At 42.9% G+C, this 25925-nt stretch carries 20 protein-coding genes; 12 read left to right on the top strand and 8 right to left on the bottom strand.

All coding sequences use genetic code 11. From position 1 onward, the window contains the following. The first annotated feature begins 18 nt into the window (after nt 1-18). The gene (locus RMX69_RS16855) at nt 19-225 is read left to right on the top strand and encodes an aldo/keto reductase (protein ID WP_322638141.1); all 207 of its coding nucleotides are present in this window, start codon (nt 19-21) and stop codon (nt 223-225) included. Here RMX69_RS16855 and RMX69_RS16850 read toward each other — a convergent pair. The 3 genes from RMX69_RS16850 to RMX69_RS16840 all read right to left on the bottom strand — a co-directional run bounded on the left by RMX69_RS16850 (nt 178) and on the right by RMX69_RS16840 (nt 3815). Next, on the bottom strand, nt 178-816 hold the full coding sequence (locus RMX69_RS16850; RefSeq protein WP_289798185.1) for a PadR family transcriptional regulator: 639 nt from the start codon (nt 814-816) through the stop codon (nt 178-180). The genes RMX69_RS16855 and RMX69_RS16850 overlap by 48 nt on opposite strands. A 1113-nt stretch (nt 817-1929) precedes the next feature. Further along, the gene (gene tsaE, locus RMX69_RS16845; RefSeq protein WP_289798184.1) at nt 1930-2385 is read right to left on the bottom strand and encodes a tRNA (adenosine(37)-N6)-threonylcarbamoyltransferase complex ATPase subunit type 1 TsaE; all 456 of its coding nucleotides are present in this window, start codon (nt 2383-2385) and stop codon (nt 1930-1932) included. A gap of 26 nt (nt 2386-2411) precedes the next feature. After that, a complete protein-coding gene (locus tag RMX69_RS16840) occupies nt 2412-3815 on the bottom strand; it encodes a gluconeogenesis factor YvcK family protein (RefSeq protein ID WP_322638140.1) in 1404 nt (467 codons plus the stop codon). A gap of 175 nt (nt 3816-3990) precedes the next feature. Between RMX69_RS16840 and ruvC the strand changes: the two genes are divergently transcribed. Together ruvC and topA are read left to right on the top strand one after the other, a co-directional pair. Continuing rightward, on the top strand, nt 3991-4482 hold the full coding sequence (ruvC, locus tag RMX69_RS16835; protein ID WP_322638139.1) for a crossover junction endodeoxyribonuclease RuvC: 492 nt from the start codon (nt 3991-3993) through the stop codon (nt 4480-4482). A 221-nt stretch (nt 4483-4703) separates the two neighbouring features. After that, complete coding sequence (gene topA, locus RMX69_RS16830) at nt 4704-6872, top strand: type I DNA topoisomerase (RefSeq protein WP_322638138.1); 2169 nt, start codon at nt 4704-4706, stop codon at nt 6870-6872. A gap of 492 nt (nt 6873-7364) precedes the next feature. On the opposite strand, the gene RMX69_RS16825 is transcribed toward topA, so the two are convergent. From RMX69_RS16825 to RMX69_RS16815, 3 genes are all read right to left on the bottom strand, one after another. Beyond that, nucleotides 7365-7664: a HigA family addiction module antitoxin gene (locus RMX69_RS16825; RefSeq protein ID WP_289798181.1), complete on the bottom strand. Its 300-nt coding sequence runs from the start codon at nt 7662-7664 to the stop codon at nt 7365-7367. A 10-nt stretch (nt 7665-7674) separates the two neighbouring features. After that, nucleotides 7675-7995: a type II toxin-antitoxin system RelE/ParE family toxin gene (locus RMX69_RS16820; RefSeq protein WP_289798180.1), complete on the bottom strand. Its 321-nt coding sequence runs from the start codon at nt 7993-7995 to the stop codon at nt 7675-7677. A gap of 456 nt (nt 7996-8451) precedes the next feature. Beyond that, entirely contained in the window at nt 8452-8967 is a 516-nt protein-coding gene (locus RMX69_RS16815) for a phosphoribosyltransferase (protein WP_289798179.1), read from the bottom strand. 99 nt (nt 8968-9066) lie between these two features. Here RMX69_RS16815 and RMX69_RS16810 point away from each other — a divergent pair, with 99 nt between their 5' ends. The 7 genes from RMX69_RS16810 (at nt 9067) to RMX69_RS16780 (ending at nt 20001) form a co-directional block, all read left to right on the top strand. Next, complete coding sequence (locus RMX69_RS16810; protein WP_322638137.1) at nt 9067-10518, top strand: MFS transporter; 1452 nt, start codon at nt 9067-9069, stop codon at nt 10516-10518. A 364-nt stretch (nt 10519-10882) separates the two neighbouring features. Next, on the top strand, nt 10883-12382 hold the full coding sequence (locus tag RMX69_RS16805; protein WP_322638136.1) for an efflux RND transporter periplasmic adaptor subunit: 1500 nt from the start codon (nt 10883-10885) through the stop codon (nt 12380-12382). A 26-nt stretch (nt 12383-12408) separates the two neighbouring features. Then, nucleotides 12409-15714, top strand: coding sequence for an efflux RND transporter permease subunit (locus RMX69_RS16800; protein WP_322638135.1), 3306 nt, complete (start codon nt 12409-12411; stop codon nt 15712-15714). Between the two features lie 479 nt (nt 15715-16193). Further along, the gene (locus tag RMX69_RS16795; protein WP_322638168.1) at nt 16194-16427 is read left to right on the top strand and encodes an MbtH family protein; all 234 of its coding nucleotides are present in this window, start codon (nt 16194-16196) and stop codon (nt 16425-16427) included. A 503-nt stretch (nt 16428-16930) separates the two neighbouring features. After that, entirely contained in the window at nt 16931-17554 is a 624-nt protein-coding gene (locus tag RMX69_RS16790) for a Uma2 family endonuclease (RefSeq protein WP_322638134.1), read from the top strand. Between the two features lie 87 nt (nt 17555-17641). After that, nucleotides 17642-18589 (top strand): fatty acid desaturase family protein, encoded by a 948-nt coding sequence (locus tag RMX69_RS16785; protein ID WP_322638133.1) that lies wholly within the window; start codon nt 17642-17644, stop codon nt 18587-18589. 143 nt (nt 18590-18732) lie between these two features. Then, complete coding sequence (locus RMX69_RS16780; protein WP_322638132.1) at nt 18733-20001, top strand: bifunctional sterol desaturase/short chain dehydrogenase; 1269 nt, start codon at nt 18733-18735, stop codon at nt 19999-20001. Between the two features lie 179 nt (nt 20002-20180). On the opposite strand, the gene RMX69_RS16775 is transcribed toward RMX69_RS16780, so the two are convergent. Beyond that, the gene (locus RMX69_RS16775; protein WP_322638131.1) at nt 20181-21560 is read right to left on the bottom strand and encodes a cytochrome P450; all 1380 of its coding nucleotides are present in this window, start codon (nt 21558-21560) and stop codon (nt 20181-20183) included. A 47-nt stretch (nt 21561-21607) separates the two neighbouring features. After that, complete coding sequence (locus RMX69_RS16770; protein ID WP_322638130.1) at nt 21608-22249, bottom strand: TetR/AcrR family transcriptional regulator; 642 nt, start codon at nt 22247-22249, stop codon at nt 21608-21610. A 116-nt stretch (nt 22250-22365) separates the two neighbouring features. Between RMX69_RS16770 and RMX69_RS16765 the strand changes: the two genes are divergently transcribed. Together RMX69_RS16765 and RMX69_RS16760 are read left to right on the top strand one after the other, a co-directional pair. Beyond that, nucleotides 22366-23898 (top strand): HlyD family secretion protein, encoded by a 1533-nt coding sequence (locus tag RMX69_RS16765; protein WP_322638129.1) that lies wholly within the window; start codon nt 22366-22368, stop codon nt 23896-23898. Then, nucleotides 23895-25886, top strand: coding sequence for an ATP-binding cassette domain-containing protein (locus tag RMX69_RS16760; protein WP_322638128.1), 1992 nt, complete (start codon nt 23895-23897; stop codon nt 25884-25886). Before RMX69_RS16765 ends, RMX69_RS16760 begins: the two co-directional genes overlap by 4 nt. The last annotated feature ends 39 nt before the right edge of the window (nt 25887-25925 follow it).

Genomic DNA, 25925 nt, shown 5'->3' with positions numbered 1-25925 from the left:
AGCAGTAAAACAAGTGATTTGCAAATCGAGTACTCCCTGATTAGCCGTAGTGCTGAGAGCGAGATTTTTCCTGTACTGGAAGAACTTGGTATTGGTGTGACTGCCTATGGTGTGTTGTCGCGAGGCCTACTGAGTGGCTCCACTCCAGCCACACAGAGTCTTACTACGAGCCTCTACTTATTTTTCAGCCAGAATCGTGTAAATTTCACGTTTAACTTGTTCTAAAAGCTCGCGCACCCGATTTATCCGCTCCATATTGCCACTACGAGCAACCTGCACCACCGCAGCAGCTAACTCTGTGGCGGCATTCCGCAATTCGATAAACTCTTGGGGCTTACCTGTAACAAAACTTTTGAAGGCATCCCAAGGAGTATCTGAAGGTTCTTGTTGGGTACGTTCTGCCAATAATTGTTTACCCTCATCCGTAATCGTATAAATCCGCTTGCCCCCTTCCTGTGCGCTTTTGAGATAACCACCTTCTTCCAGCAATTGGAGTGTTGGATACACTGAGCCAGGACTGAGGCGACGGAAACCACCATAACGAGTTTCCATCTCTTTAATCAGGTCGTAACCATGACTAGGATGCTCGGATAACAATTCCAGCAGAATGAACTTGATGTCACCCCGACGAGTCCGGTATTCATCTCCCCAACCACGACCAAACATTTCATTATCAAAGCGTTTGTCATGATGTCTACCATGATGCTTGTCATGATGGTTGCCATGTCCAAACCACGACCTGATAAGCAATGAATCCTCTTCGCTAACTCCTGCCCATGCAGGTGCGCCAAAACGTGACCGAAAATGTCTAAACATAAGTAAATCTCAAATCAACTTTCTCTAATATACGATATATCGAAATATATCGCGATATATCGGAATAGAATTTTGATGAAGATTTGTAACGAAAGCAACTTCGACTAGCTAAGAGTCTGCGCTTGTTTGGCACCAAGAAAAGATACAGCCCTTGCTCTGAATGGTTCCCAGCCTAGAGGCTGGGAACAAGATGACACAAGCCTGTGGGCTTTTCTTAGTTGCCATTCAACTCTACCCATTGCAAAAATGCTTAATCTACGATTAAACGCCGTAGATTAAGCATTTTTGCTTAACTCTGAAGTGATAGGTGTAACAAAGAGTTCAGTCCACAGATAAAACCCTGTATCTTTACATGGTTTGCTTTTTTCGTGTCTTGTCTTTCTAGATAAAATATGTATAAATACGAGATATTTTAGTTAAATATTTTATTGATATCGGTGCTAATTACAGATGTGAATATAAGAATTTATTGCTAGTTCAAATTATTAAAACTAATTTTGTAAATTTATAAAATAGTTTATTTTTTTGTATAGATTGTGAACTTAACTTGGGAATACTAAGTGTAAGAAAAGTTAAAATTATACATAAACTGATGATTGCTTAACTTTTTTACTAGCATTCGCTGCTAAATAATCTAGATTCCTTTTTTGAACCACAGTAGGGAACTAATCGGTTTCAATCGAAGCTGACTAGTTCTCTCAAAACTCTCATTGACCCCAACAACAGTTTATTTGCACTTGCTTGATTCGTATATCCCGTTTAGTTAAGAATCACTTTAGGTTCAATACTATTCGGATAAGATAACCCCGCCTGGATTTAAGGGAGTGAAGGAAAAAATAGTCTCCCTTTTAAAGAAAGAAAGCTAGTGTATTGCGAACTTTCCTAAATTTATAGGGACAGGTGTCAGCAAAGCCGACTACCAGTTTTCTATTGAATAAAAGCTGATTAAATATTTTTGTTTTGGTTGAGATAATAATGTTAGGAAATGACAGTGGCGAACGTGGTAGTGGCAGATAGGAAGAGTGTAAAGTTCTCTTTTGATTATTTGTAGGAATTTTTGAGTGTTGCGATCAAAAAACTGAAATCCCTCATGCTTATAGTCGGGATATAAGCTTAACTCGCGGCAATGACTTTGCTAATGGCAAAATTGAATGGTGTGAGTTCGACTTGACGAGTGCCTTCATGTCCATAAGTCAAACTCACGCTCAGATAACTATCTGGTTTGTAAGGCAATCGTTCCGCCCATTCAACTGCCACAATTCCTGGTATCACTTCAATACCTTCCCAGTAACTTTCTAAATTTAGGGTTGCAACTTCTTGCGGTTCCAAGCGATATAAATCCAGATGGTAAAGGGGAAAGTGCCCTTCTGTGTACTCATTAATCAGCGTGAAAGTGGGACTGACAATGGGTTCAGCAATTCCTAAACCTTTACCAATGCCTTGAACTAAAGTAGTTTTACCAGCGCCTAAATCACCTTCTAGTAAAATTACACTCCCAGGTGTTAGGGATTCGCCAAGAGTAATACCTAAGCGCAGCGTCGCTTCTGTATCTGCAAGAAAAATTTTCATGATTGAGGTATAAATTTTTATCTTCCTTAATTTTGAATTTTGAATTTTGAATTTTGAATTCCCCGAAGGGACTGACTTCTACCGTACCACCGCAATAACACTTGTGCTAGTTTCTGCGGATTGTGACGTACAAAACCTGTTTCATCTTCATACAAAACATTAGCTGGAACAATCCGTCGCCCTAGTTGAGTTACGGCTTCTCTATCGAGGAAAACGGGATGGGAGTTTTGTTGGGCATAGCGGATAAGTGATTGCTCCGAAGGAGATTTTTTGTGTATTAATACAGCATCGAATAGTCGTCTTTCTCCACAAGCAGCATCAATTGCTCTGATGTGGTCGGCAACAGTGTACCCTTCAGTTTCTCCTGGTTGAGTCATGATATTGCAGATATAAATACGGGGGGCATCTGATTGAGCGATCGCATCGGCAATTTCTGGTACTAATAAATTAGGAATTAGGCTTGTATAAAGGCTACCTGGGCCAATAATGATGTAATCAGCTTCTTTAATTGCCTTAATAGCTGCTGGCACCGCCGGAGGATTAGCCGGGATGCAGCCAATTTTGACAATTTTACCGCCAGCTTTGGGAATACTAGACTCCCCCTCAATACGACGACCATCGGCTAATTCTGCCCAGAGGCGAACATCACTGAGAGTTGCTGGTAGTACTTGTCCTCGCACCGCTAGAACTTTAGAACTGGCTGCAACTGCTTGTTCTAAATCTCCAGTAATATCACTCATTGCCGTTAAAAACAAATTGCCAAAACTGTGGCCAGTTAACCCATCTCCAGCCCGAAAACGGTATTGAAACAATTCTGTTAATAACTTTTCTTCATCTGCTAGTGCAGCCAAACAATTGCGAATATCCCCTGGTGGTAGCACTCCAAACTCTTGACGCAAACGCCCAGAAGATCCACCATCATCAGCGACAGTTACAATTGCAGTAATATTAGCGCTGTAGGTTTTCAGTCCCCTCAACAACGTAGAAAGTCCCGTACCACCACCAATTACCACGATTTTTGGACCGCGGTACAATCGACGATGGGCCAGCAAGACATCAATGAGTTCCTCTCCGCCTTCTGCTCTTAGTACCTTAGTAATTGAACCTACAGTGCGAGTTTGCCCCCAAAGCACTAATAGCAAGCCGCCAAGCAGCACCAAAGGCCCACTGATATAGTTCGGTAAGAGATTGGCGATGACTCCCAAGAAACCTCTAACCAACTCAATCATCCAAAAAATTGGGGTTAGCTTAATCCAAATGGCTAACCCCAAACTCGCCAGCAGTACACCCCCAACACTAATCAACAACCAACGTTTTACCGATAGTCCAGGGGATAACCATTTAAACCACTGGTTAACCCGATAGGAAGTACGAGAGCGCGACTGCTTTTGCAGGGCGTTGAGGGCTTGTCTGAGAAAACCAATTGACATACCTGATTTGGAGCAGTGCTACAAACAATAATTAACAGAAAATTTACACCGCTTGGTTTAAAAGACCAGGCGTGAAACTATTATATTTATCAATCCTATTAGACTAAGAGCAAGTCGTGAACATTGCCAGTATTTCTAGTTAAACAATAACCCTGGCTTGGTAAAAGTGAATTTAATGGAAAAACGAATTTTAGGATTAGATCCAGGACTGGCAATTTTAGGATTTGGGGCAATTAGCTGTACACAAAATCTCAACAAAGTACCAGAGACTACAGTAAATATGCTGGATTTTGGAGTCATTAAAACGTCAGCAGATGTAGAAATGGGACAGCGCCTATGTACCTTGTTTGATGATTTACACACCGTGATGGAGGAATTTCAACCAGATTTAGTGGCGATCGAGAAACTATTCTTCTATCGTATGTCAAGTACTATCCTGGTTGCACAGGCGCGGGGTATAGTCATTTTAGTCTTAGGCCAGCGTCGTCTTCCTTATGTAGAGTTTACTCCGGCTCAAATTAAACAAGCTTTAACAGGCTATGGCAATGCTGATAAGTCAGAAGTGCAAGAAGCGGTAGCGCGGGAGTTGGATTTAGATGAAATTCCTAAGCCAGATGATGCTGCGGATGCTTTGGCAGTGGCTTTGACGGCTTCTTATCAGCTGTAGTTATGTACGCAAACAATAAAGTTCTTTACTAACTGTCACAGAGTAAAAATACTTACGCCGACTTACTTACCTTTAAACTGAGTTAAGCAATTGCCAAAGCTTTTTGGTACAGTATTCTAGAAAATCTAGATGACAAGGAAAGGCGTTCGCCCTTGGCGTTGGCGCAGCCATCGCTAATTGCAATTGCCAGTTTATTGCTGAGAATCAAGAACGCAGCTGCTATGATCAAACGCCTGCTTGTGGTCGAGTCTCCCGGAAAAGTCAAAAAACTCAGTCAAATTCTGGGTTCAGATTGGAAAGTTCTCGCTAGTTGTGGTCATATCCGAGAACTCAGCAATGAAGGGGATGATTCCTTGGGCTTTGTCATGGACGGCAGTAATGTCCGGTGCAATTACGTCCCGCGTGACCAACGAGCAAAAGAAACAATCCAGAAGCTCAAGTCTGCGGTTAGACAGGTTGATGAAGTTGTTTTAGCAACTGACCCAGACCGGGAAGGTGAGACAATTGCTTGGCATCTCAAAGAAACGCTAGGTTTAAGGGAACCGAAACGAGTAATTTATACTGAGATTACAGCATCGGCGGTGCAGAGTGCGATCGCTAATCCCAGAAAGCTAGACCAAAATTTAATCGGTGCTGGGTTGTGCCGAGATTGCCTAGATAAGTTGGTAGGTTATAAAGGTAGTCCTTTAGTTTGGGCATTGAATAACGGTGCTAAGAGTGTTGGCAGAGTCCAAAGCGCCACGTTACACCTGATTTGTCAGCGAGAAAACGAAATTCTGGCTTTTGTCCCCCAAGATTACTGGAGTGTCTGGGTAGATTATGCGGAAGGATTTCGAGCTTTTTACAAAGGGACGGTGGATTCTGCGAAGGATGCAGCAGACCAAGAAAATGAAACTCATGATGACGCGAAAGTGGGTAATAGTCCAGAAACACCGGAGTCTAAGCGTGTTCTTTCCGAAGCAGAGGCTACACGTTTAGTTGAAGAAGCACAGCGACATCCTCATCAGGTGATTCATTTTGAAGGAAAAATCGTTAATCGCCAGCCACCGCCACCATTTACAACTTCCAGCCTTCAGCAAGCAGCCGGTTCAAAGTTGAGGTTTGCTCCCGATAAAACTATGATTGTGGCCCAAAAGCTTTATGAGGCAGGGCTGATAACATATATGCGAACAGACTCAGTAATGCTGAGTCCAGAATTTTGTGCCAGCGCCCGTAAATGGTTAGAGCAAAATGATCCGCCGAATGTACCGCAGCAAGTCGCCAAGCATCGCAGTAGCAAATCGGCTCAAGAAGCACATGAAGCGATTCGTCCCACGGATGTGTTTCGTCCATCAGTTCAATTGCGTTTAGAACTTCCTGATGATGAGTTTAATTTGTATGTGATGATCTGGAAACGGTCAATTGCCTCTCAGTGTCGTGCTGCTCAATTGCGTAAAACTTTGGTGATTACTCAGTCTGGTTCCCTACTGTGGTCAGCTAGAGGGCAAGTAATTGAATTTTACGGTTATGCTCGGTACTGGAACAATCTCAGCAAGGATAGTGTTTTACCTTCATTACAACAGGGACAAGCATTGAAACTGGAGAATGCTGGACATGAAAAGAAGCAGACTCAGCCACCACCCCGTTATAGTGAACCAAAATTAGTGCAATTGATGGAACGTAAAGGAATTGGTCGCCCAAGTACCTATGCTCCTACTGTTGCTACCTTAAAAAAACGCAATTATGTCGAGTTGAAAAAAGACCATCTGCAACCGACAGCGTTAGGGTTAGAAGTTGATGCGTTTTTGCTCAAAGCACTGCCGGATTTACTAGAGGCGGAATTCACAGCGAAAATGGAAGATGCTCTTGATGCCATTTCCGAAGGAAAAAACTCTTGGCAGCATTATTTAACTAGTTGGAATCAGAATTACTTTGTCCCAGCACTCACCAAAGCTAAAACTGTAGTTGCGAGTTCCTCAATAGGTAAAGCTAATGTGATAACTGAGCGCAAATATGAAACTTCCAAGACGCGATGCCCTGAATGCAAAAATTTTCTTGCCAAAATTCCGAGTACTAAGGTTAAAAAGAAATATTTCCTCAAATGCACAAAAGGCTGTGAAAATGTCGTGCTATTTTGGAGCGACTTTAACAAAACTTGGCAGCCACCACAAACTAAAGCAGTCCAAGCTGAGAATCAACAAAAGCCTCCCGTGAAGATCACAGAATATCCCTGCCCAGTATGTAAGAAACCTCTAGAGGAGTACAGTTACATCAAAGAGGGACAGAGTAAGACAATGTTGCGATGTTCTAACGCACAATCGCGTAAAGATACCAAACATAAAGATGTGGCTTATTTCAGTACGCCAAAAGGGTGGTGGAGTCCTAAGTTTGGGGAGATATCAAAAACTTAACTAAGTAAATTGACGCGAAATAACCTAAGTATGTTACCAAACGCAAATAGGCTGAAAGCCCTTAATAATGACCGATGATAAAAGACACCCCCCTCCCAATACTGCTCGGTTAAACATTTTAGGCTAGGAATTTGACTTATTAACGTGAGTTCGATGAACCTCTCCCTCCCAGCCTCCCTCTCCGAAACGGAAAGGGAGGAGAAACGAAAAATTAAGCTTTTTGCTCCCCTCTCCGCGTCGGAGAGGGACTGGGGGAGAGGTCAAATAAGACTTGTCGAACTCACGTTGGCTTAGGAAAAAGGTTAAAGGTTTTTTCTTTCCCCTTTCCCAGGTTGAAATCCAAAAACTGGGGGTATTCGGGGGTGAAAATGCGACTTTCTGAGTATCAATTTCACTAGTCTGTTAAGTTAGTCTAGTAATTTATTTAAAATCTGTATAATTAGAAGCCCAGAGCGATATCTCTGGGCTTTACACATTCTATTAGACTGCTAATTAAGAAGGCTGTAAATTGATAGGAGATATTTTTTTCAAACTTTCAGATTCTTGTGCAGCATTCCAAAGATCGTAGTTTTGCTGAAGATTTAACCAAAGTTCTGGAGTCGTTTGAAAAGCTATTGCTAAACGAAGCGCCATAGTGGGAGAAATACCAGCTTGCTCATTTACAATTTCTGAAACTGTTTTACGCGAGACATCTAAAATCTCAGCTAGCTGAGTATTGGTCATCTTTAAAGGTTCTAAATATTGACGCTTAATCAAAGCACCAGGATGTCTCGGCTTTCTTTTAGTTATCATAATCAAATTCCTAGTGATAATCTTCGTAATCAACAACGTAAGCATTACCATCTTCAAATTGAAATGTTAGACGCCAATTTCCAGATACTTTTACCGACCATTCATTTTTTCGATCGCCTTTTAACTGGTGAAGGCTAGAACCTGGGTATCTCATGTCCTCAACTTGAGAAGATGCATGAAGTCTATCAAGAATATCTAGTAATTTTTCTGCGTGTTTAGGCTGAATACCGCTTCTATCATCAAGTTCAAAAAGTTTTTCCAGTCCTTTATGCTTAAACGTTTTAATCACTGTCTGAATCGTAACCCCAAGGGTTACATTTGTCAACTGCACATATATTACTCGGTTAGTTGTAATTTCTGATCAAAAACAAGATCGCATCTCGCGTTGCCTCAATTGGCAGCTTATATCCGAAAAAAATTACCCATCATATCATGTCCGCGTAATTAGTTATGCTAACCGCAGTCATTACACCCCACCCCTTAATCCCCTCCCCGCAAGCGGGGAGGGGAGACAAAGCGTAGCTTTGGCGGGGTGGGGTTCTTCGGGTTTAATAAGCAATCAAGCGGACATGATATCACGAATGCCTTCAAACACCTTCGGAGTCAAATTGTTGTATGCTTTGGATCTCAGGGTCTACACTCTCACAATTAAAATAAATCGGCACGGAAGCGCCAAGGTTCTAACGCTGTCAGAGATGTAAGTAAATATACTAAAATTGGCAAAATATAGTAAAAAATCTGGTGAGCCAAAAAAGTTCACTTCATAACTTTTTTGAATTTTTAATTATCAACACGAACTCACTTTACCCGCAAGTTCTGCGATGTTCATCTGCTCGTAGTGTTCAAAAGGTTGATGAATCCAGGGGTTTTCAGGCAGATAATCAACATAATAATTGGGTGCTATAACTGAACAAGCTTTATACCAAAGAACGGCAGTGCGAATTTCCTCAATGGGGAAATCAGTATTTTGCTTGAGCCAAGGTATAGTCTGCTGGAGTGTTACCCCAGAGTCTACTAAGTCATCCACTAGGAGAATGCGCGAACCTAACTTTTCGGCAGTCATTGTCAAGTGGCGGGAGAAAACTAAATTACTTCTTTCTTGCTTACCACTGCCACTGTAAGATGAGGTTGCTAAAATTGCCAGTGGTTGCTGGTATATACGGGAGAGAATATCTCCAACTCGTAGTCCTCCTCTGGCAAGACAGATAATCTGGTTAAATTCCCAACCGCACTCATAAATCTGAATAGCCAGTTGTTCAATTTTTTGGTGATAATCTGACCAAGAAACATAAAGGTCTGGCATAAGTTTAACGGGAGTGATAGATGGCTGTATTGAAGGCGATGTCTACGACGGGCTATTTGGCGTCGCAGATTTTTTATTTTAGTATGAGTGCAAAGTTTTATGAATGATTCTACAGCTGATGGCGGTGCCAAACGAGATGTTCTCAGTGAAAAACTCGACCTAAAAACAAAGCTGGCTTATGGTGCAGGAGATTTAGGGCCAGCAATCACCGCAAATATTTCCGTCTTTTTTCTGCTGGTTTTCTTCACGAATGTCGCTGGTATCCCTGCGGGTTTGGCGGGCAGTATTTTGATGATTGGCAAAATCTGGGATGGCATAAACGATCCGTTTGTCGGGTTCCTGACTGATAAAACGAAATCTCGTCGCTGGGGCCGTCGTCTTCCTTGGATGTTTTATGGAGCAATTCCCTTTGGAATTTTATTTTTCTTGCAGTGGATTGTACCGCAATTTAGTGCAAATAGGAGTGATAACATTTGGCCGCTGTTCTGGTATTACGTAGGGATTGGTGTATTATCTCAGGCGTTCTACACGGTTGTAAACTTGCCTTATACGGCGATGACTCCAGAACTGACTCAAGATTACGACGAACGCACCAGCCTTAACAGCTATCGCTTTACATTTTCTATTGGTGGCAGCATTTTATCGTTGATTTTAACGCAAATAGTTTTTTCACTGATTGCCGATCGCCAACAACAATATCTTGTTTTAGCAGCAGTTTGTACAGTAATTTCGATTTTAGGATTATATTGGTGCGTTTTTGGAGTCCGCGATCGCATCTTAGCTTTTGAGGCTAAACGCAGCCAAACTGAGGAACCTGCATCTCTCCCTTTCTTTGAACAGCTAAAAATTGTCTTTAGTAACCGACCTTTTTTATTTGTTATTGGTATATATCTTTGTTCTTGGCTAGGTGTGCAGGTAACAGCCAGCATTATCCCCTATTTTGTAGTCGATTGTATGGGACTCAAAGAATCAGATGTGCCCACAGTCATGATTGCAGTCCAAGGAACTGCTCTGTTGATGCTATTTGTCTGGGGAGCGTTGAGTAAAAAAATCGGCAAAAAAGTTGTTTATTTTCTGGGAATGAGTTTGTGGATTGTAGCAGCAGCCGGATTATTTTTCTTACAGCCTGGTCAAATAGTTTTGATGTATGTGATGGCTGTGATGGCAGGTATTGGTGTATCCACAGCTTATCTAATTCCCTGGTCAATGATTCCAGATGTGATTGAATTAGATGAACTGCAAACCGGACAACGCAGAGAAGGCATTTTTTATGGCTTCATGGTTTTGCTGCAAAAATTTGGTTTAGCTTTGGGACTATTTTTGGTGGGAAATGCTTTGCAAGTATCTGGTTTCAAAGAATCTGTAGCTGGAAGTCCGCTACCCATCCAACCGGAATCAGCACTGTTTGCTATTCGCGTTGCCGTTGGCCCCATACCGACAGTTTGTTTGATTTTTGGCTTGGTTTTAACGTATTTTTACCCAATTACCCGCGAGATGCACGCTGAAATTATGCTGAAACTCAAAGAAAGGCAAGAGAAGAGGGGGAGTTAAGGGAGCAGCCGACTTTTCACGGGATCTGGAAAACCCCTCTCCAAACCTCTCCCCTACAAGGAGAGAGGCTTTGATTTCTCCCCCTTCCCTTGTAGGGAAGGGGGCTGGGGGGTTAGGTTTTCCGTTGGCTTTTCCACATGACGTGAAAACTCAGGATTGCTTCCCCGTCAGTAGGCTTCCACTCTGACGTACATAGATCAAAGATAAATAAAGTAAAGTCACAGATCGCAACGGCTTAAAAAGAATTTCTTTCCAAAAGGGGTAGGCTAAAAAATAAATTATTAGTACACTAATGTTTAGTTTAACTAATATTGCGCTTATCTAATTAGAATCGATCGCAACCAGCCATTTTGCGGAAGATGCGATGTCTAAAGACAAGCTAGTATGTGTCTGTGCTTCCCCTTTCCCCCAGATTGTTGATATGCGCTGTTTAGCTCCTGTTCAGACGATAAAGCCTTCGTCTTTGGCTGCTGAAACTGTTCCTCGTTTTCAGAGCATTATTCAAAGAGGGCAGTTTTCGCTACTTATATTAACTCTAGCTTACTTGTGTAGTGCCTGTAATGCTTCCGAAGCCCAATCAAGTGGCAAAGAAGCAGGAAAAAAACGAGCCGTGCCAGTGGTGGTTGCTACTGCGACTCAAAAAACGATTCCAATACAGCTATCGGCGACGGGAACGGTGGAATCATATTCTACGGTATCTGTCAAGTCTCAGGTGGGCGGTCAGCTTACTGGTGTCTATTTTCAGCAAGGACAGAACGTTAAAAAAGGAGACTTGTTATTTAAAATTGATTCTCGCCCTCTACAAGCTGCGCTGATGCAAGCTAATGCTGCCAAAGCGAAAGATTTAGCCCAGGTGAAACAGGCACAGGCAAATGTCCTCAAAGCGATCGCTCAAGTGAACCAGGCAAAAGCGAATGTAGTCAAGGATAAAGCCCAGGCAACAAATGCAGATGCACAAGCGCAACGTTATAGTAGTTTGCTCAAGCAAGGGGCAATCAGTAAAGAACAGGCCGAACAGTATCAAACCAGTGCTGATGCTCAACAGGCGACAGTGAATGCAGATCGAGGTGCAGTAGCAAATGCTCAAGCAGCAGTGGCGGCAGCCCAAGCAGATGTCCAAAATGCTCAGGCAGTAGTAGCATCAGATGAAGCTGCGATCGACAATGCCAAAGTTCAGCTTTCTTATAGTTCTATTTACTCCCCAATTGCTGGACGCACAGGTAGCTTGAAGCTAAATCAAGGGAACTTGGTACAGGCGAATGCTACCGATCCGCTGATTACAATCAGCCAAATTCGCCCGATTTACGTCAACTTTTCTATTCCCCAGCGATTGCTGCCAGATATCAAGAAATACAGTGCAAATAACGGCAAGTTAGAAGTCGATGCTTTACCTCCTAAAGATGCAGGGCATCCGGTACGGGGTGAACTCACCTTTGTTGATAGTGGAGTCAATACCCAAACAGGCACAATTCAACTTAAAGGTACTTTTGCCAACGCTGATGAGCGCCTGTTTCCGGGGCAGTTTGTCAATGTAGTACTCAAACTCAGCGAAGAACCAAATGCCATTACTGTTCCTTCTCAGGCAGTACAGAGTGGACAAAAGGGGCAGTTTGTGTATGTAGTTAAACCTGACAAAACAGCAGAAATGCGTTTAATTACCGTCGGCGACACCGTTGGGAATGAAACGGTAATTAAGCAAGGCTTGAAACCTGGCGAGCAAGTAGTTACTGATGGACAATTCAACCTCGTACCTGGTGCCACAGTCCAAGTGAAACCGGAAGTGGGAAGCAGGGGGGCAGAGGGGCATGAGGGCAGAGGGGCAGGGGAGCAGAGGGGCAGAGGTGATGGAAAAGATGACCAATGACAAATGACAAATGACCAACTACTAAGATGAACATTTCCGAGCTATTTATCCGGCGTCCAATCATGACGACTCTAGTTATGGTTGGCATTTTGATATTTGGGCTGATCGCTTACCAACAGCTACCCGTTAGCGACTTACCCAATGTAGATTATCCAACACTCCAGGTAACAGCTAATCTGCCCGGAGCTAGTCCCGAAACGATGGCTGCCTCAGTTGCAACTCCCTTAGAGCAGCAGTTTTCTAGCATCGCGGGAGTGAGTTCGATGAACTCTACCAGTTCTTTGGGTAGTGCGCAGATTACGCTGCAATTTGACCTAAATCGGGATATAGACGGGGCAGCCCAAGATGTGCAATCTGCTATTTCTAAGGCAGCGAAGCAGTTGCCTACGAATATGCCTAATCCGCCATCTTATCGAAAGGTAAATCCGGCGGATCAACCAGTGCTTTATATCTCCCTGAATTCGTCTATTCTGCCCCTGTCAACTGTAGACAAGTATGCTGAGACATTGCTGGCACAACGTCTATCAATGGTAGATGGGGTGGCGCAAGTGCAGGTTTTTGGTTCTCAAAAGTATGCGGTACGAATTCAGCTTGACCCCGAATCACTTAGTGTAAAGGGAATAGGAATTGATGAAGTAGCAACTGCGATCGCTAACGGAAATGTCAATCTACCTACTGGGACACTTTACGGTAAGCAGCAGAATTCTACCATCCAAGCCAACGGTCAACTCAACGATGCCGCCAGCTATCGTTCTCTAAATGTGGCTTATCAAAACGGCGCACCAGTGCAGTTAGGTGAACTAGGTCAAGTTCTGGACAGTGTGGAAAATGATAAGATTGCAAGTTGGTATTTTCCTGTTAAGAAGGAGAGTAGGGGAGCAGGGGAGAAGTCGCAATCTAAAGTCCAAAATTCTGGCGTGCGGGCGATCGTTTTGGCAATTCAGCGGCAACCGGGAACTAATACTGTTCAAGTCGTGGATGCAATCAAGAAACTATTACCCACCTTTCGGACACAGATTCCGGCGGCTGTGAACATGGATATTCTCTACGATCGCTCCCAGTCAATTCGCGAGTCGGTGGATGATGTACAATTCACGCTGTTACTCACTATCGCTCTGGTGGTGTTGGTAATCTTTCTGTTTCTCCGCAATATCTCTGCAACAGTCATTCCCAGTTTGGCAGTGCCGCTTTCGATCATAGCGACTTTTGGGGTTATGCTGTTGCTAGGCTTCTCCCTCGATAACCTATCGCTGATGGCGTTGACTCTTTCAGTCGGTTTCGTAGTTGATGATGCCGTAGTCATGCTGGAGAATATTGTCCGCCACATGGAAATGGGTGAAAGCCGTATGGAAGCAGCCCTAAATGGTTCTAAAGAAATTGGTTTCACAATTTTATCTATGACCATTTCTTTAGTAGCAGTATTTATCCCGATACTTTTCATGGAAGGCATTCTGGGGCGACTGTTCCGCGAGTTTGCTGTGACTATTAGCGTTGCAATCTTGGTATCTGGCGTAATTTCCCTCAGCTTAACGCCAATGCTGTGTTCCAGATTCTTGAGTCCACCTCATCATGAGGAAGAGAGTGAGGGAGTAGGGGAGCAGGGGAGCGTAGGAGTATGGGAGCAGATGAGTATGGAAGAAATTCTTAATTCTCAGTCTCCAGTCTCTAATTCCTTATCCCCAGAGGAGGCTCCACCTTCTCCAGCCCCTAGTCTTCAGTCCCGAATCAAAAATTTCAACCGTCGTCTTTATAACTTTTCAGAAAATATTTTTAATGTGATATTGGGCGGATACGATTGGAGTCTGAAGAAATCACTCAAGTATCACCGCACAACGATGGTGATTTCGGGAGCGATTCTTGTAGCGACAGTGTATCTATTTATCATTGTGCCTAAAGGGTTTGTTCCCAACGCAGATGTCGGACAAATTACGGCAACTACTCAGGCATCAGAAGATATATCCTTTGATGAGATGGTAAAACATCAACAGGCTGTAGCTGCGATCGCTTATCGCGATCCGAATGTCGATTCTATCAACTCTAGTGTCGGGGCTGGCGGGCCAAATGCTTCTGCTAACGCAGGACGACTTTTAATTGAACTCAAGCCTCGCCATAAGCGCCGTCTCAGCGCTGATGAAGTTGTCCAGGAACTCCGACCGAAGTTATCAGTTGTGCCTGGAATTAAGGTATTCTTACAAAATCCCCCAGCCATCAATGTGGGTGGACAACAGACAAAAGCGCAGTATCAATTTACTTTACAAACTCCCAATATTCAGGAACTTTACCAGTATGCTCCAGCTTTAGAAGAGAAATTGCGATCGCTCTCAGATTTACAAGATGTCAACAGCGATTTGCAAATCAAGAACCCCCAAGTCAAAGTAGACATCAACCGTAACCAAGCTTCGGCTCTAGGTTTAACCGCAAATCAAATCGAAACTGCCCTGAGTAATGCTTATGGCACTCGCCAAGTTTCTACCATCTACGCCCCCGATAGCCAATACCAAGTAATTATGGGCGTGGAACCAAAATATCAGCAAAATGCCAACGCCCTAGATTTACTCTCAGTTCGTGCCCCTAGTGGACAACTTGTACCTCTTAACGCTGTCGCAACCTTGAGCAAAGATGTGGGGCCGCTGACTATAAACCACAAAGGGCAACTAGCATCTGTCACCTTCTCCTTTAACCTCAAGCCAGGAGTTTCACTGGGTAACGTCACTGGGAAAATTGAGCAACTCGCCCGTCAAACACTGCCGCCTACTATTAGTACAGCTTTCCAAGGTTCGGCGCAAGCATTCCAATCTTCAATTCAGGGTTTAGGATTGCTACTACTAGTGGCTATTTTGGTGATTTATATCGTGTTGGGGATTCTCTACGAGAACTTCATTCACCCGCTAACAATCCTTTCTAGCTTACCCTCTGCTGGATTTGGGGCAATACTAACCCTGTTGCTGTTTCAAGTTGACTTGAATATTTACGCCTTCGTCGGCATTATCCTGCTAGTTGGGATTGTGAAGAAAAACGGGATCATGATGGTTGACTTTGCGATTATTGCTCGTCAAAACGGTAAAACGCCTTATGAAGCTATCTATGAAGCCTGCTTAGTGAGATTCCGTCCAATTATGATGACGACAATGGCAGCACTTATGGGTACGCTACCCATCGCCCTTGGTTTAGGAGCCGGAGCAGATACACGCCGTCCTCTTGGTTTAGCTGTAGTTGGGGGGTTAGTGTTCTCGCAGTTTCTCACACTTTATTTGACGCCCGTTTTCTACACCTACATGGAGTCTTGGCAAACCAAGCTGAAAAAACGCAACTGGCGCAAACAGCCAATTTGAAACTCCCCCGACTGAACAAATAACGCTTGGTTCATTTGTTCAGTCGTGTTTCAACGATTCATATCAAGTTCGGGTGATTACTTATAATAAAACTTATCAATGTAGGTTGGGTTGAACGGCAGTGAAACCCAACATGAACAAGGATCAAGCGTTGGGTTTCGTTCCTCAACCCAACCTACAGATATTATAAGTATTTAACCGAACCTGATATCATTCTGGGGAAAATAGAATTTTTTTATTAAGCCTTTATTAAATATTTGCTTAACTGTCTTAATTGTCTTATCTGTCCTTGCATTTGCATTATGAAAGTCAGAATATAACATCAAGTATTCCAGTATCAATAAAAACACACAAAAAGTAGGATTATGAAGAATACAATTATTAAGTTAGTAGCTGTAGCTACTCTCGTTTTCTCTCTTGTCTTTTCGTGGGCCCCAACCCCTGCTTTTGCTTTTAATTTCAGCAGTTTGAATACGCTGATGGCAATAAATAGCGATGAGACTGTAGATAATACGATTTACAGAGTTGTAGTAAATCATGAGGAGCAGTATTCAATATGGCCAGCTGAGCGAGAGAATCCCCTTGGTTGGCGGGATGCTGGCAAAACTGGCTCAAAAGCAGAATGTCTGGCTTACATCGAAGAAGTTTGGACTGATATGAGACCACTTAGCCTTCGCAAGAAAATGGAAGAAGCTGCTCGTAACCAGTCTTAGCGCATTTCCTAGCTAGTTCTATCCTTACAACCCATTTACAAACTAACAAAAGCTCCCTATAAGTTATTCTAAAACTGTAGGGGGCTTTTGATATAGGCAGAAGTTGCTACAGACTGTGCAAAACACCGAAACGTGAAGGCAAAAGTTGCTACAGGCTGCGCAAAACACCGAAACGTGAAGGCAGAAGCTGCTACAGGCTGCGCAAAACACCGAAACGTGAAGGCAGAAGTTCTTACAGGGAAGACGGAACCTGCTACAGGCTGCGCGAAACACCGAAACGTGAAGGCAGAAGTTCTTGCAGGGAAGACGGAACCTGCTACAGGCTGCGCGAAACACCGAAACGTGAAGGCAGAAGTTAATTTTTAACTTGCTTAACTTTACTATAATTGCGATCGCCTGGGTTGGGTGCTTGGTGCGATCGCGAGGATCAAAAAAGTCGGGGAGCTTCTTTGTCACAATTGATTTAAGATTGCGATATCAGTTTTGCTTTGAGGAATAAAACCATGACTCAAGCCTTACGCAAACTAGTTACATTCGATGAATTTGTTGCTCAATACCCAGACAACCCACAACGACATTATGAACTTCATGATGGAGTAGTTGTTGAGATGGCACAACCCACAGGCGACCATGAAGAGGTTACAGGATTTTTGGTCAGAAAACTGAGTGTAGAATTTGACCGCTTAAATCTTCCCTATCTCATCCCAAAAACAGTATTCGTCAAACCACTTGAAAACGAATCAGCTTATTCACCAGATGTCCTTATACTAAATCAGCCTAATTTAGTAAATGAACCTTTATGGAAAAAAGTATCGACTGTAAGCCAAGCTACATCCATTCCTTTAGTGGTGGAGGTAGTGAGTACTAATTGGCGTGATGATTACCACAAAAAATATGCTGACTATGAACAAATGGGAATTCCTGAATATTGGATTGTGGACTATGCCGCATTGGGCGGTAGGGAATTCATTGGCAAGCCAAAACAACCTACTATCTTAATTTGCTGTTTGGAAGAAGGTGAGTATCTAATTAATAAATTTCGAGGTAATGACCGTATCCAATCACCAACTTTCCCAGAATTGAATTTAACCGCAGAACAAATTTTTTGCGCTAGTGTGGTCAGCTAAATTTCAAGTCTCTATTAAAATTACATTAAAATTCAAGACTCACAAAAGAACACACGCGCAGCTGTTTACGCCAATCCACTTAAAATTATGTCTAATGACGCAATTATTCAATCTGAATTATTAGAACACAAAGCTGATAAAGAGCAAAATATCTGTAAAATTCTCAGTGTACAAGAATTAAGTCTTCTAAACGATCGCTCCAATAGCAAAGGACTAGTTCAACTGATTTTACACCTTACAGTCATGGGTTGCAGTGGCTACTTATGGGCAACAAACTTGGGTAATTGGTCAGTGGCTATACCAGCACTGTTAATCTACGGCTTCAGTCTGGCTGCGATGTTTGCACCGATGCATGAATGCGTTCACAGAACGGCTTTCGCTAACAATCGTTTGAATGATTTTGTAGCTTGGTTTTCCGGCTTACTTTCATTTTATAACAGCACATTTTTTCGCCGCTATCATAAATGGCATCACCGTTACACTCGTGTTCCTGACAAAGATCCAGAATTGACCGATCCCAAACCGAGCAATCTGGGCAAATACTTATTGATAATTAGCGGTTTACCGTGGTGGTGGGGTAAAATAAGCGGGCATTTTCAAGTTGCGACTGGTCAATTTGACAATTTTCCATTTGTGCCAGAAGCAGCACGAGTCGAAGTTATTCATTCTACACGTTGGCAACTAGGTATTTATGCAGGTGCGATCGCTCTTTCAATTGTAGCTAATCAGCCTTGGTTTATCCTCTATTGGCTGCTTCCCCTACTTGTCGGTCAGCCGATTCTCCGGTTTATTCTGCTAGCAGAACATACAGGTTGCACTCTTGATGCAAATCTGCTCACCAATACCCGCACGACGCTCACACTCTGGCCTGTACGATTTTTTATGTGGAATATGCCATTTCATGCAGAGCATCATTTGTATGCATCAATTCCGTTCCACGCGCTACCAAAAGCACATCAGCAATTGAGCAAACACTTTACTCACATTGAACCTGGCTATCTAAAAGTCAACTGGAATATCTTAACTAATCCGTAATTCGTAATTGGGCATTGCTTATTTCTCCTTGTCCCCCACTCTCTACTCCCCATTCCCTTTAATTTTAATTTGCTCTAAACTCGACCTGAACGCACCTTTATCAGATCATGAAGAATGATTAAGAAAAACGAGTATAGACAAACATGATAAAAATGCTAGCTGAAAACTTGATGGGAATTGAGACAAGCTTACAAATTAATTGGGTTTGGCTAAATGCCAGCTTAGAGTTTGCTAGTTGGGCACTCTTCTCACTTTTACTTGCTGAGATATTGAGAGATAGTTACCATGCTTTGTGTCACCAAGTCAATTGGCTTGCTAAATGGCACAACAAGCACCACATGGCTTATCGCCGGGATTTATCGATAGTTTCCCTAAAAATTTACCAAGAATCCCAGCTTTATCACGACATTTTAGAATCGAGTCTATTGCTGGTGGTATTGGTAGTCGTTGCTTTAATTGTCCAGCAAATGGGGTTATGGCTGGGCGTAGCTTATGGTTGTACCTTTTTGTATGGCGCGTCTGTGCGATATTTTCAGGGAAAAATTGATACGGATTACAACCACCTACCCGGCCCTTTAGAGACAATACCATCTATTTGGTGGGTGAATCGGTCTTACCATTGGCGGCATCATTTTGATGATGTCAACGCTTACTACAGTGGTGTCTTTCCTCTAGTGGATAAAATTCTGGGTACAGGACTGTCTCTCAAAGGTAAAACCATCGCTTTAACCGGAGCATCAGGAGCGTTGGGGCAAGCGTTGGCGGCTGAACTTGTCAAGAATAATGCTAAAGTCGTGGCATTAACCACTAATCCAGAAAAATTAGTCGAGCAAGTTGGGGTAAAGGTGGTTTCCTGGCAGTTGGGCAACGAAGCCAATCTGAAGGAGAGTTTAGAGAAAGTAGATATTTTAATTATCAATCACGGAGTCAATGTCTACGCCAGCCGTACATCGGAAGCTATCAATTCCTCTTATGAAGTGAATACCTTTTCAGCATTGCGGTTGATAGATATATTTTTGACAACTGTAACAGGCCCACAAGCAAAAGCAACGAAGGAAATTTGGGTAAACACTTCTGAGGCTGAAGTTTCTCCAGCACTGAGTCCGCTTTATGAACTCAGCAAAAGAGCGCTAGGAGATATTGTTACACTCAAGCGTTTGGATAGGGATTGTGTAATTCGCAAGTTAATTCTTGGCCCGTTTAAGAGTCAACTGAATCCTTATGGAGTGATGTCTGCACAGCAAGTTGCTCGTGCGATCTTATTTTTGGCACGGCGCGACTTCCGAAATATTATTGTGGCAATAAATCCTCTCACCTATCTGCTGTTTCCCTTAAAGGAAACTAGTACGTCACTATACTATCGAGTCTTCAGCCGGACAGCTAAAAGTGAACAGGACTTACGCAAACAATAGTCGAAAAGAATGATTTTGAGGTAGTAGTTTTTCAAGTTTAAATTGATAGATAAGCAAGTTTGTAGTAAGGACTTTAATCCTTATTTTCTAAGCCTGAAGTGCTTACTACAAACCCTCAAAAGTGAAAGTGAGTGCCTTAGCCTTGCAATAGTTTTGACAAGCAAGGGCGCAGGCGATCGCTAAATTAAAACAGAATTTGGATAAACTTGAGCAAGCGATCGTTTTTTAATAGCCATCATCCTAACTCCACCATTAGGAGCAAGGGTAAATCCACGTCGTTGCAGTTTAATAGGTTTATTTTCTACTAAGGTAAGTTGATAATTGGATAAAACTGTTGCGAGGACTAATTTGATTTCTAACTGAGCCAGGGCATATCCTAAACAGCGCCGAATTCCACCACCAAAAGGAATAAATTCCCAAGGGGAATACTGGCGTTTTAAAAAACGTTCGGGATTAAATTGTTGAGGATTAGGATATAAGTCTTCCCGGTGATGCAGAAGGTAGATACTTGGCATTAAAGTTGTATCAGGAGGAAACTCATATCCTGCAATATTTATGGATGATTTGGTAATCCGTGGGAAAAGCACTGGCAGGACTGGATACATCCGCAGGGTTTCTTGGCAAACTGCGCTTAAGTAAGGAAGTTGGGCAATTTCCATTGGGTTTGGATTTTCTCCCAAGCTGTCGAGTTCCTGCTGCAATTTTAAGAGAACATCTGGATTTTGGTGAATTTGATAGAAAGCCCACGCTAGGGTTGTTGCTGTAGTTTCATGTCCAGCAAATAAAATTGTGATCAATTCATCTTTTAATTCATCGTCGGTCATTGCTTGCCCATTTTCATCCCGTGCTGCCATCATCAAACTCAGAACATCACCTTGGCTCTGATTGTTCTTTGTTCTTTTCTCTGCAATTTCTGCTTGAAGTAGCTCATAAATATGGCTTTGTCTACTTTTCATCTGTCCCCAAGGAGTCCATTTTCCCCAATCTTGTTGTAAGAATGGCAAAAATAGCATACTGGAGCGCAAAGGAGAATCAGTCATATCCAACCAACTAGTAAGTAGAGGTAAAATTAGTTGATAGCGTTCCCCTTCACTTAAACCAAAGACAATTTGTAAAATGACTTCTAGACTAACTTTCTGCATAGCAGAACGAGCCACAAAAGGTTGATTGATTTGCCATTGGCTGGCGATTTGCTCAGTAATTAAGCAGATTTGTTGAGCATAAGTCTGTAGCCTTTCTCCATGAAAGGGGGGCATTAATAATTTTCGTTCTCGTCGATGGCGGGCACCATCTATTAACATGAGAGAATTTCGCCCAATCAAAGGTTCTGCAATTTTATTACCACGACCAATATCAAATTTAGAATCTTGACTGAAAATTTCTTGAATGGCTTGGGGATGGCTAATAATTACATAAGAACCGAGTCCACTCAGTTGCATGGAAAAAATATCTCCATATTTTTGACTATACTTTTGCTGAAATCCAATCGGATCGGCAATCCACCCGATCAATTGCCACCACGAAGGACTAGTAATGTAATTGGGTAATTGACTAAGCATAATATTTACCTGTGATTTCACTTCATAATCTCAAACAAATACACCCATTATCCCTGAGTAACCGTATTTAGGGACTGGCTCATGACCGCATTTATTAAGCTATCTAGCAAGCGATCGCGTGATAAAAATGTCAGTTCTTTTCCATACAACATTTCTTGTACAATCACGTAGGATGCCAGCGAACCAAAAAAAATATGAGCCATTGCTTCTGGGTCGTTGATTCCTAATTCTGGATGAGATGCGAAATACTGACTTAGGATTTGCCGACCGCGTAGCACAACGGTTTGGGTATAAAGTTTGGCTAGTTCTGGAAAGTTTTGTGACTCGGTGATAATCAAACGCAACAATGCCAAATAATCGGGATTATCAGCGACTTCGGTTAAATAAATTTCAGCAATTTGACGCAAAAAAATCGCTGGTTCATCATGTAATTTTTCGGTGCAAAAAATACTTTGAAAACAAGCGATAGTCAACCGTTCTATCAACGCTTTAAACAGCCCTTCTTTATCTTGAAAGTGACTGTATATTGTTTGCTTAGATACTCCAGCCGCCGCACTAACACGATCCATACTTGTTCTAGCGTAACCCTCCTTCAAAAATACCTGTATAGCTCCTTGCAATATTTTCTCCTGCTTGGGAGCGATCGCAGGTAAAGGATTTTCTAGTTGAAAAGTAGGGTCTATGGGCATGAAGAGTAAACTTTTTTACGTAATATCTTGTATTATCATACTAGACAGTCTAGTATATGACACTGAATTCAAAATTTTCAATTTACCAAATATTTTTCAAAATCCAGGGTGATACCATGACTCAGACTATCCCAACATCCCCGGAAAATCTCAAAGATGCAGTATCAAAGCAGAAAAGCCGCAAGAAACCGATCCTTTTAACGATTGGGGTGCTGTTAGTGGCTGGTGGTATTGGCTACGCGGTGTGGCGCTCTCAACCGCAAGTATCGGCAAATATACTGCAAGTTAGTGGACGGATTGAGGGTTATGAAACCGAGATTGGGATCAAGCGTTCTGGAAGAATTGAGACAATTGCCGTGCGTGAAGGGGCAGCAGTTAAAAAGGGGCAAGAGTTAATTAAGTTAGACGACACAGACGATCAATTACTGCAACAACAACTACTTGGTACTCAAGCGAGAGTGACATCTGCTAGATATGATGAACAGCAGGCAATTTCAGATGTAGAGCGAGTCACTAGAGAAATTCAAGAAATTAACAGCCAAATTAACGAAGCTAAACTTAATTTGCAGCAGTCTCAAGGGGATACCCAAGGAAGAATTGAGCAGGCACAGGCAAATGTAGCAGCAGCTAGAGCCACATTAGTGCAAGCACAAGCGCAAGTTAAACAAGCAGCAGCAGAAGTTAATTTAGCAAAAATCAACCGCGATCGCTATGCCCAATTGGTAAAAGAAGGGGCGGTAAATCAACAACAATTCGATCAAGCCCAAACTACTCTAGATACCGCAATCGCAACCCTAGAAGCACGACAGGCAGCAGTGAATGCCGAACGCCAGCAATTAAAGGCGACATCAGGAGCGTTAACTCAAGTTAATACTACAGGTTTCAATCCTGACATTCGCAACGCCCAGTTAACAGCTTTAGTCAGAAAGCAGCAACAAAGTTATGCTCAACTTAAATCTGCACAGGCAAAAGTCAACTCTGCCCGTGCCAAAGTCAAAGATGCCCAAGCATCAAATCAGCAAATCCTCACCCAGATTGCAGACTCCAAAAAAGATGTAAATGTAGTTAGTCCTTTAGATGGAGTAGTGACAGCCCGGAATGTCGAACCAGGTGCAATAGTTAGCAATCAGACTAATATTTTGACAATTGTTGACCCCAAAACAGTGTATTTTAGAGGTTTTATTCCCGAAGGCGATATTGGCAGAGTGCGTCTAGGACAAACAACAAAAATCTTCATTGATTCTGCACCGGGGAAACCATTAGAAGGTAAAGTAATTGCCATCGATCCACAAGCTTCATTTACACCAGAGAATATTTACTTTCAAAAAGATCGAGTCAGACAAGTAGTAGGAATTCGGATTAAAGTTCAAAACCCTGATAGCTGCTTTAACCCCGAAAAACCTTATAGGGAATCAGATTTACCGTGCGCCAAAATGGGGATGCCAGCAGATGCCGAAATTAGTTTGAAGGCAGGGGGCAGGGGGCAGGGGGCAGAGGAGCAGGGGAGTAGAGGAGCAGGGGAGCAGAGGGGCATACTTCTCTACGAGAGGCTGCGCCAACGACTGCGCTCAGTAACCGGGGGAGCAGGGGGGGAGGATAGCGCAGTGGTAGCGAGTCCGCGAACAGTGGCAGGAGGTAGAAGGGAATGAAACAGCAAATTACTACTTTCTCTCGAAACTTACCGCTATCATCTAGTTTGCCAACCACAGCAATTGAAGTTCGCGGTTTGCACAAGCACTATGGAAACTTAGCTGCTGTGCGGGGAATTGATTTGAGTGTCTACAAAGGTGAAATGTTTGGATTGATTGGCCCTGATGGTGCGGGGAAAACTAGTACATTTCACATTTTGGGTGGTGTGATGGAAGCAACGGCGGGGGAGGTGCAAATATTGAATCAACCTACACGAGATGCCCGATTAATCACAGGTTATCTTACTCAACAGTTTTCGCTGTATTTGGATTTGAGTATTGATGAAAACTTGCGTTATGCAGCAGGGTTGCGGCAAGTAGCAGATGATTTGTTAAGGGAACGCCGCCATAAATATTTAAAATTAATGAATTTAGAGCGATTTGGCGATCGCTTAGTGGGACAACTTTCTGGTGGGATGAAACAAAAACTGGCGCTGTGTTGTGCTTTAGTTTCGCAACCAGAAGTATTGTTACTAGATGAACCTACCACAGGTGTCGATCCAGTTTCCCGGCGGGAGTTTTGGGATGTGCTGGGGGAATTATCAGCCGAGGGGATGACAATTGTAGTTGCGACACCATACTTAGACGAAGCTGAACGCTGTCACCGCGTGGCTTTGATGTACAGTGGGCAAATTCATGAAATTGGTACACCCAAAGAGTTACGGGCTAACTTAGGCTTGCATCGTTTGGAAGTGCGAACACCCAACCTGGAAGCGACAGAAGAAATACTCTCCCAGGCTACTCAGAAAAATATAGTAGATGTGCAAACTTTTGGCGATCGCTTGGATGTCCTCGTTGAAGATATAAATTCCGGCGAAACCCAAGTCCGCGAACTACTGCAACAACATCACTTACCTTCTCCCAGTATCGAACATGGCGAACCCACATTAGAAAACGTCTTTGTCACGCGCCTGCGACAACAAGGTTCCGCGCCGCAGTTTTTTCCATTTCCTCGTTATCGGAAGAGGGGAGCAGGGGAGCAGGGGAGCAGGGGAGCAGAGGGAGTATTTAATACTCAGCACTCAGCGCTAGCGATATATGCTCGCAACCTCAGCCGTGTTTTTGGCAAGTTCCAAGCCGTTAAAGATGTCAACGTCGAAGTGCGCTATGGGGAAATCTTTGGGTTGTTAGGTGCTAATGGTGCTGGAAAAACCACCACCATTAAGATGCTGTGTGGATTACTAGAAGCAAGTGGCGGTGAAATTTCCTTGGGTGGTGAAACCGGAAATCTGCGTAGTGCAGACTTACGGCGACGCATTGGTTACATGAGTCAAAAATTCACTCTTTACGACGATTTAACTATTCTGCAAAATCTCGAATTTTATAGCGGCGTTTACGGCGTACCTCACAAACTCCGACGGGAAAAAATTGATTGGGTAATCGCTACCTGTGGCTTAGAAGGACAAGCAAACATGATTACAGGGCAGCTACCAGGTGGTTGGAAACAGCGAGTTGCTTTCGGTGCTTGCGTAATGCACGAACCAGATATTTTATTTTTAGACGAACCAACATCAGGAGTAGATCCGTTGGCGCGTCGCCAGTTTTGGAAGTTGATTAATGACTTCGCCCGCAACGGTACAGCCATTTTAGTGACAACGCACTATTTAGAAGAAGCTGAACAGTGCAACCGGATGAGTTTTATGGTTGCAGGAGAAACCGTTGCCGAAGGTTCACCCAGTTCTGTCAAAGCATCGCAACCGGGACAACTAATAGAAATTATGGTCAATCAAAACCAAGTAGCCTCCAAGATACTCAAACAACACTTCGAGTCTTGGCGCGTCTCGATTTTCGCTGATAGTTTACATGTTGTTCTCGATCGTCCCGAACAGGAAATAAATCAACTAGCTCAACTTTTAAAATCTAATCAAATTACCATCACTTCTTTACGTCCGATTCCTTTTTCTTTAGAAGATGCCTTTATTGGTATAGTACAGCGATCGCAAGAATAGAAAAAGAGTATGCAGCAAATTATCCTCCCAAAACCTCTG

The sequence above is a fragment of the Nostoc sp. EspVER01 genome, assembly GCF_034530635.1.
Lineage (GTDB): Bacteria > Cyanobacteriota > Cyanobacteriia > Cyanobacteriales > Nostocaceae > Nostoc.
This window is presented reverse-complemented; position numbering and strand designations above follow the sequence as displayed.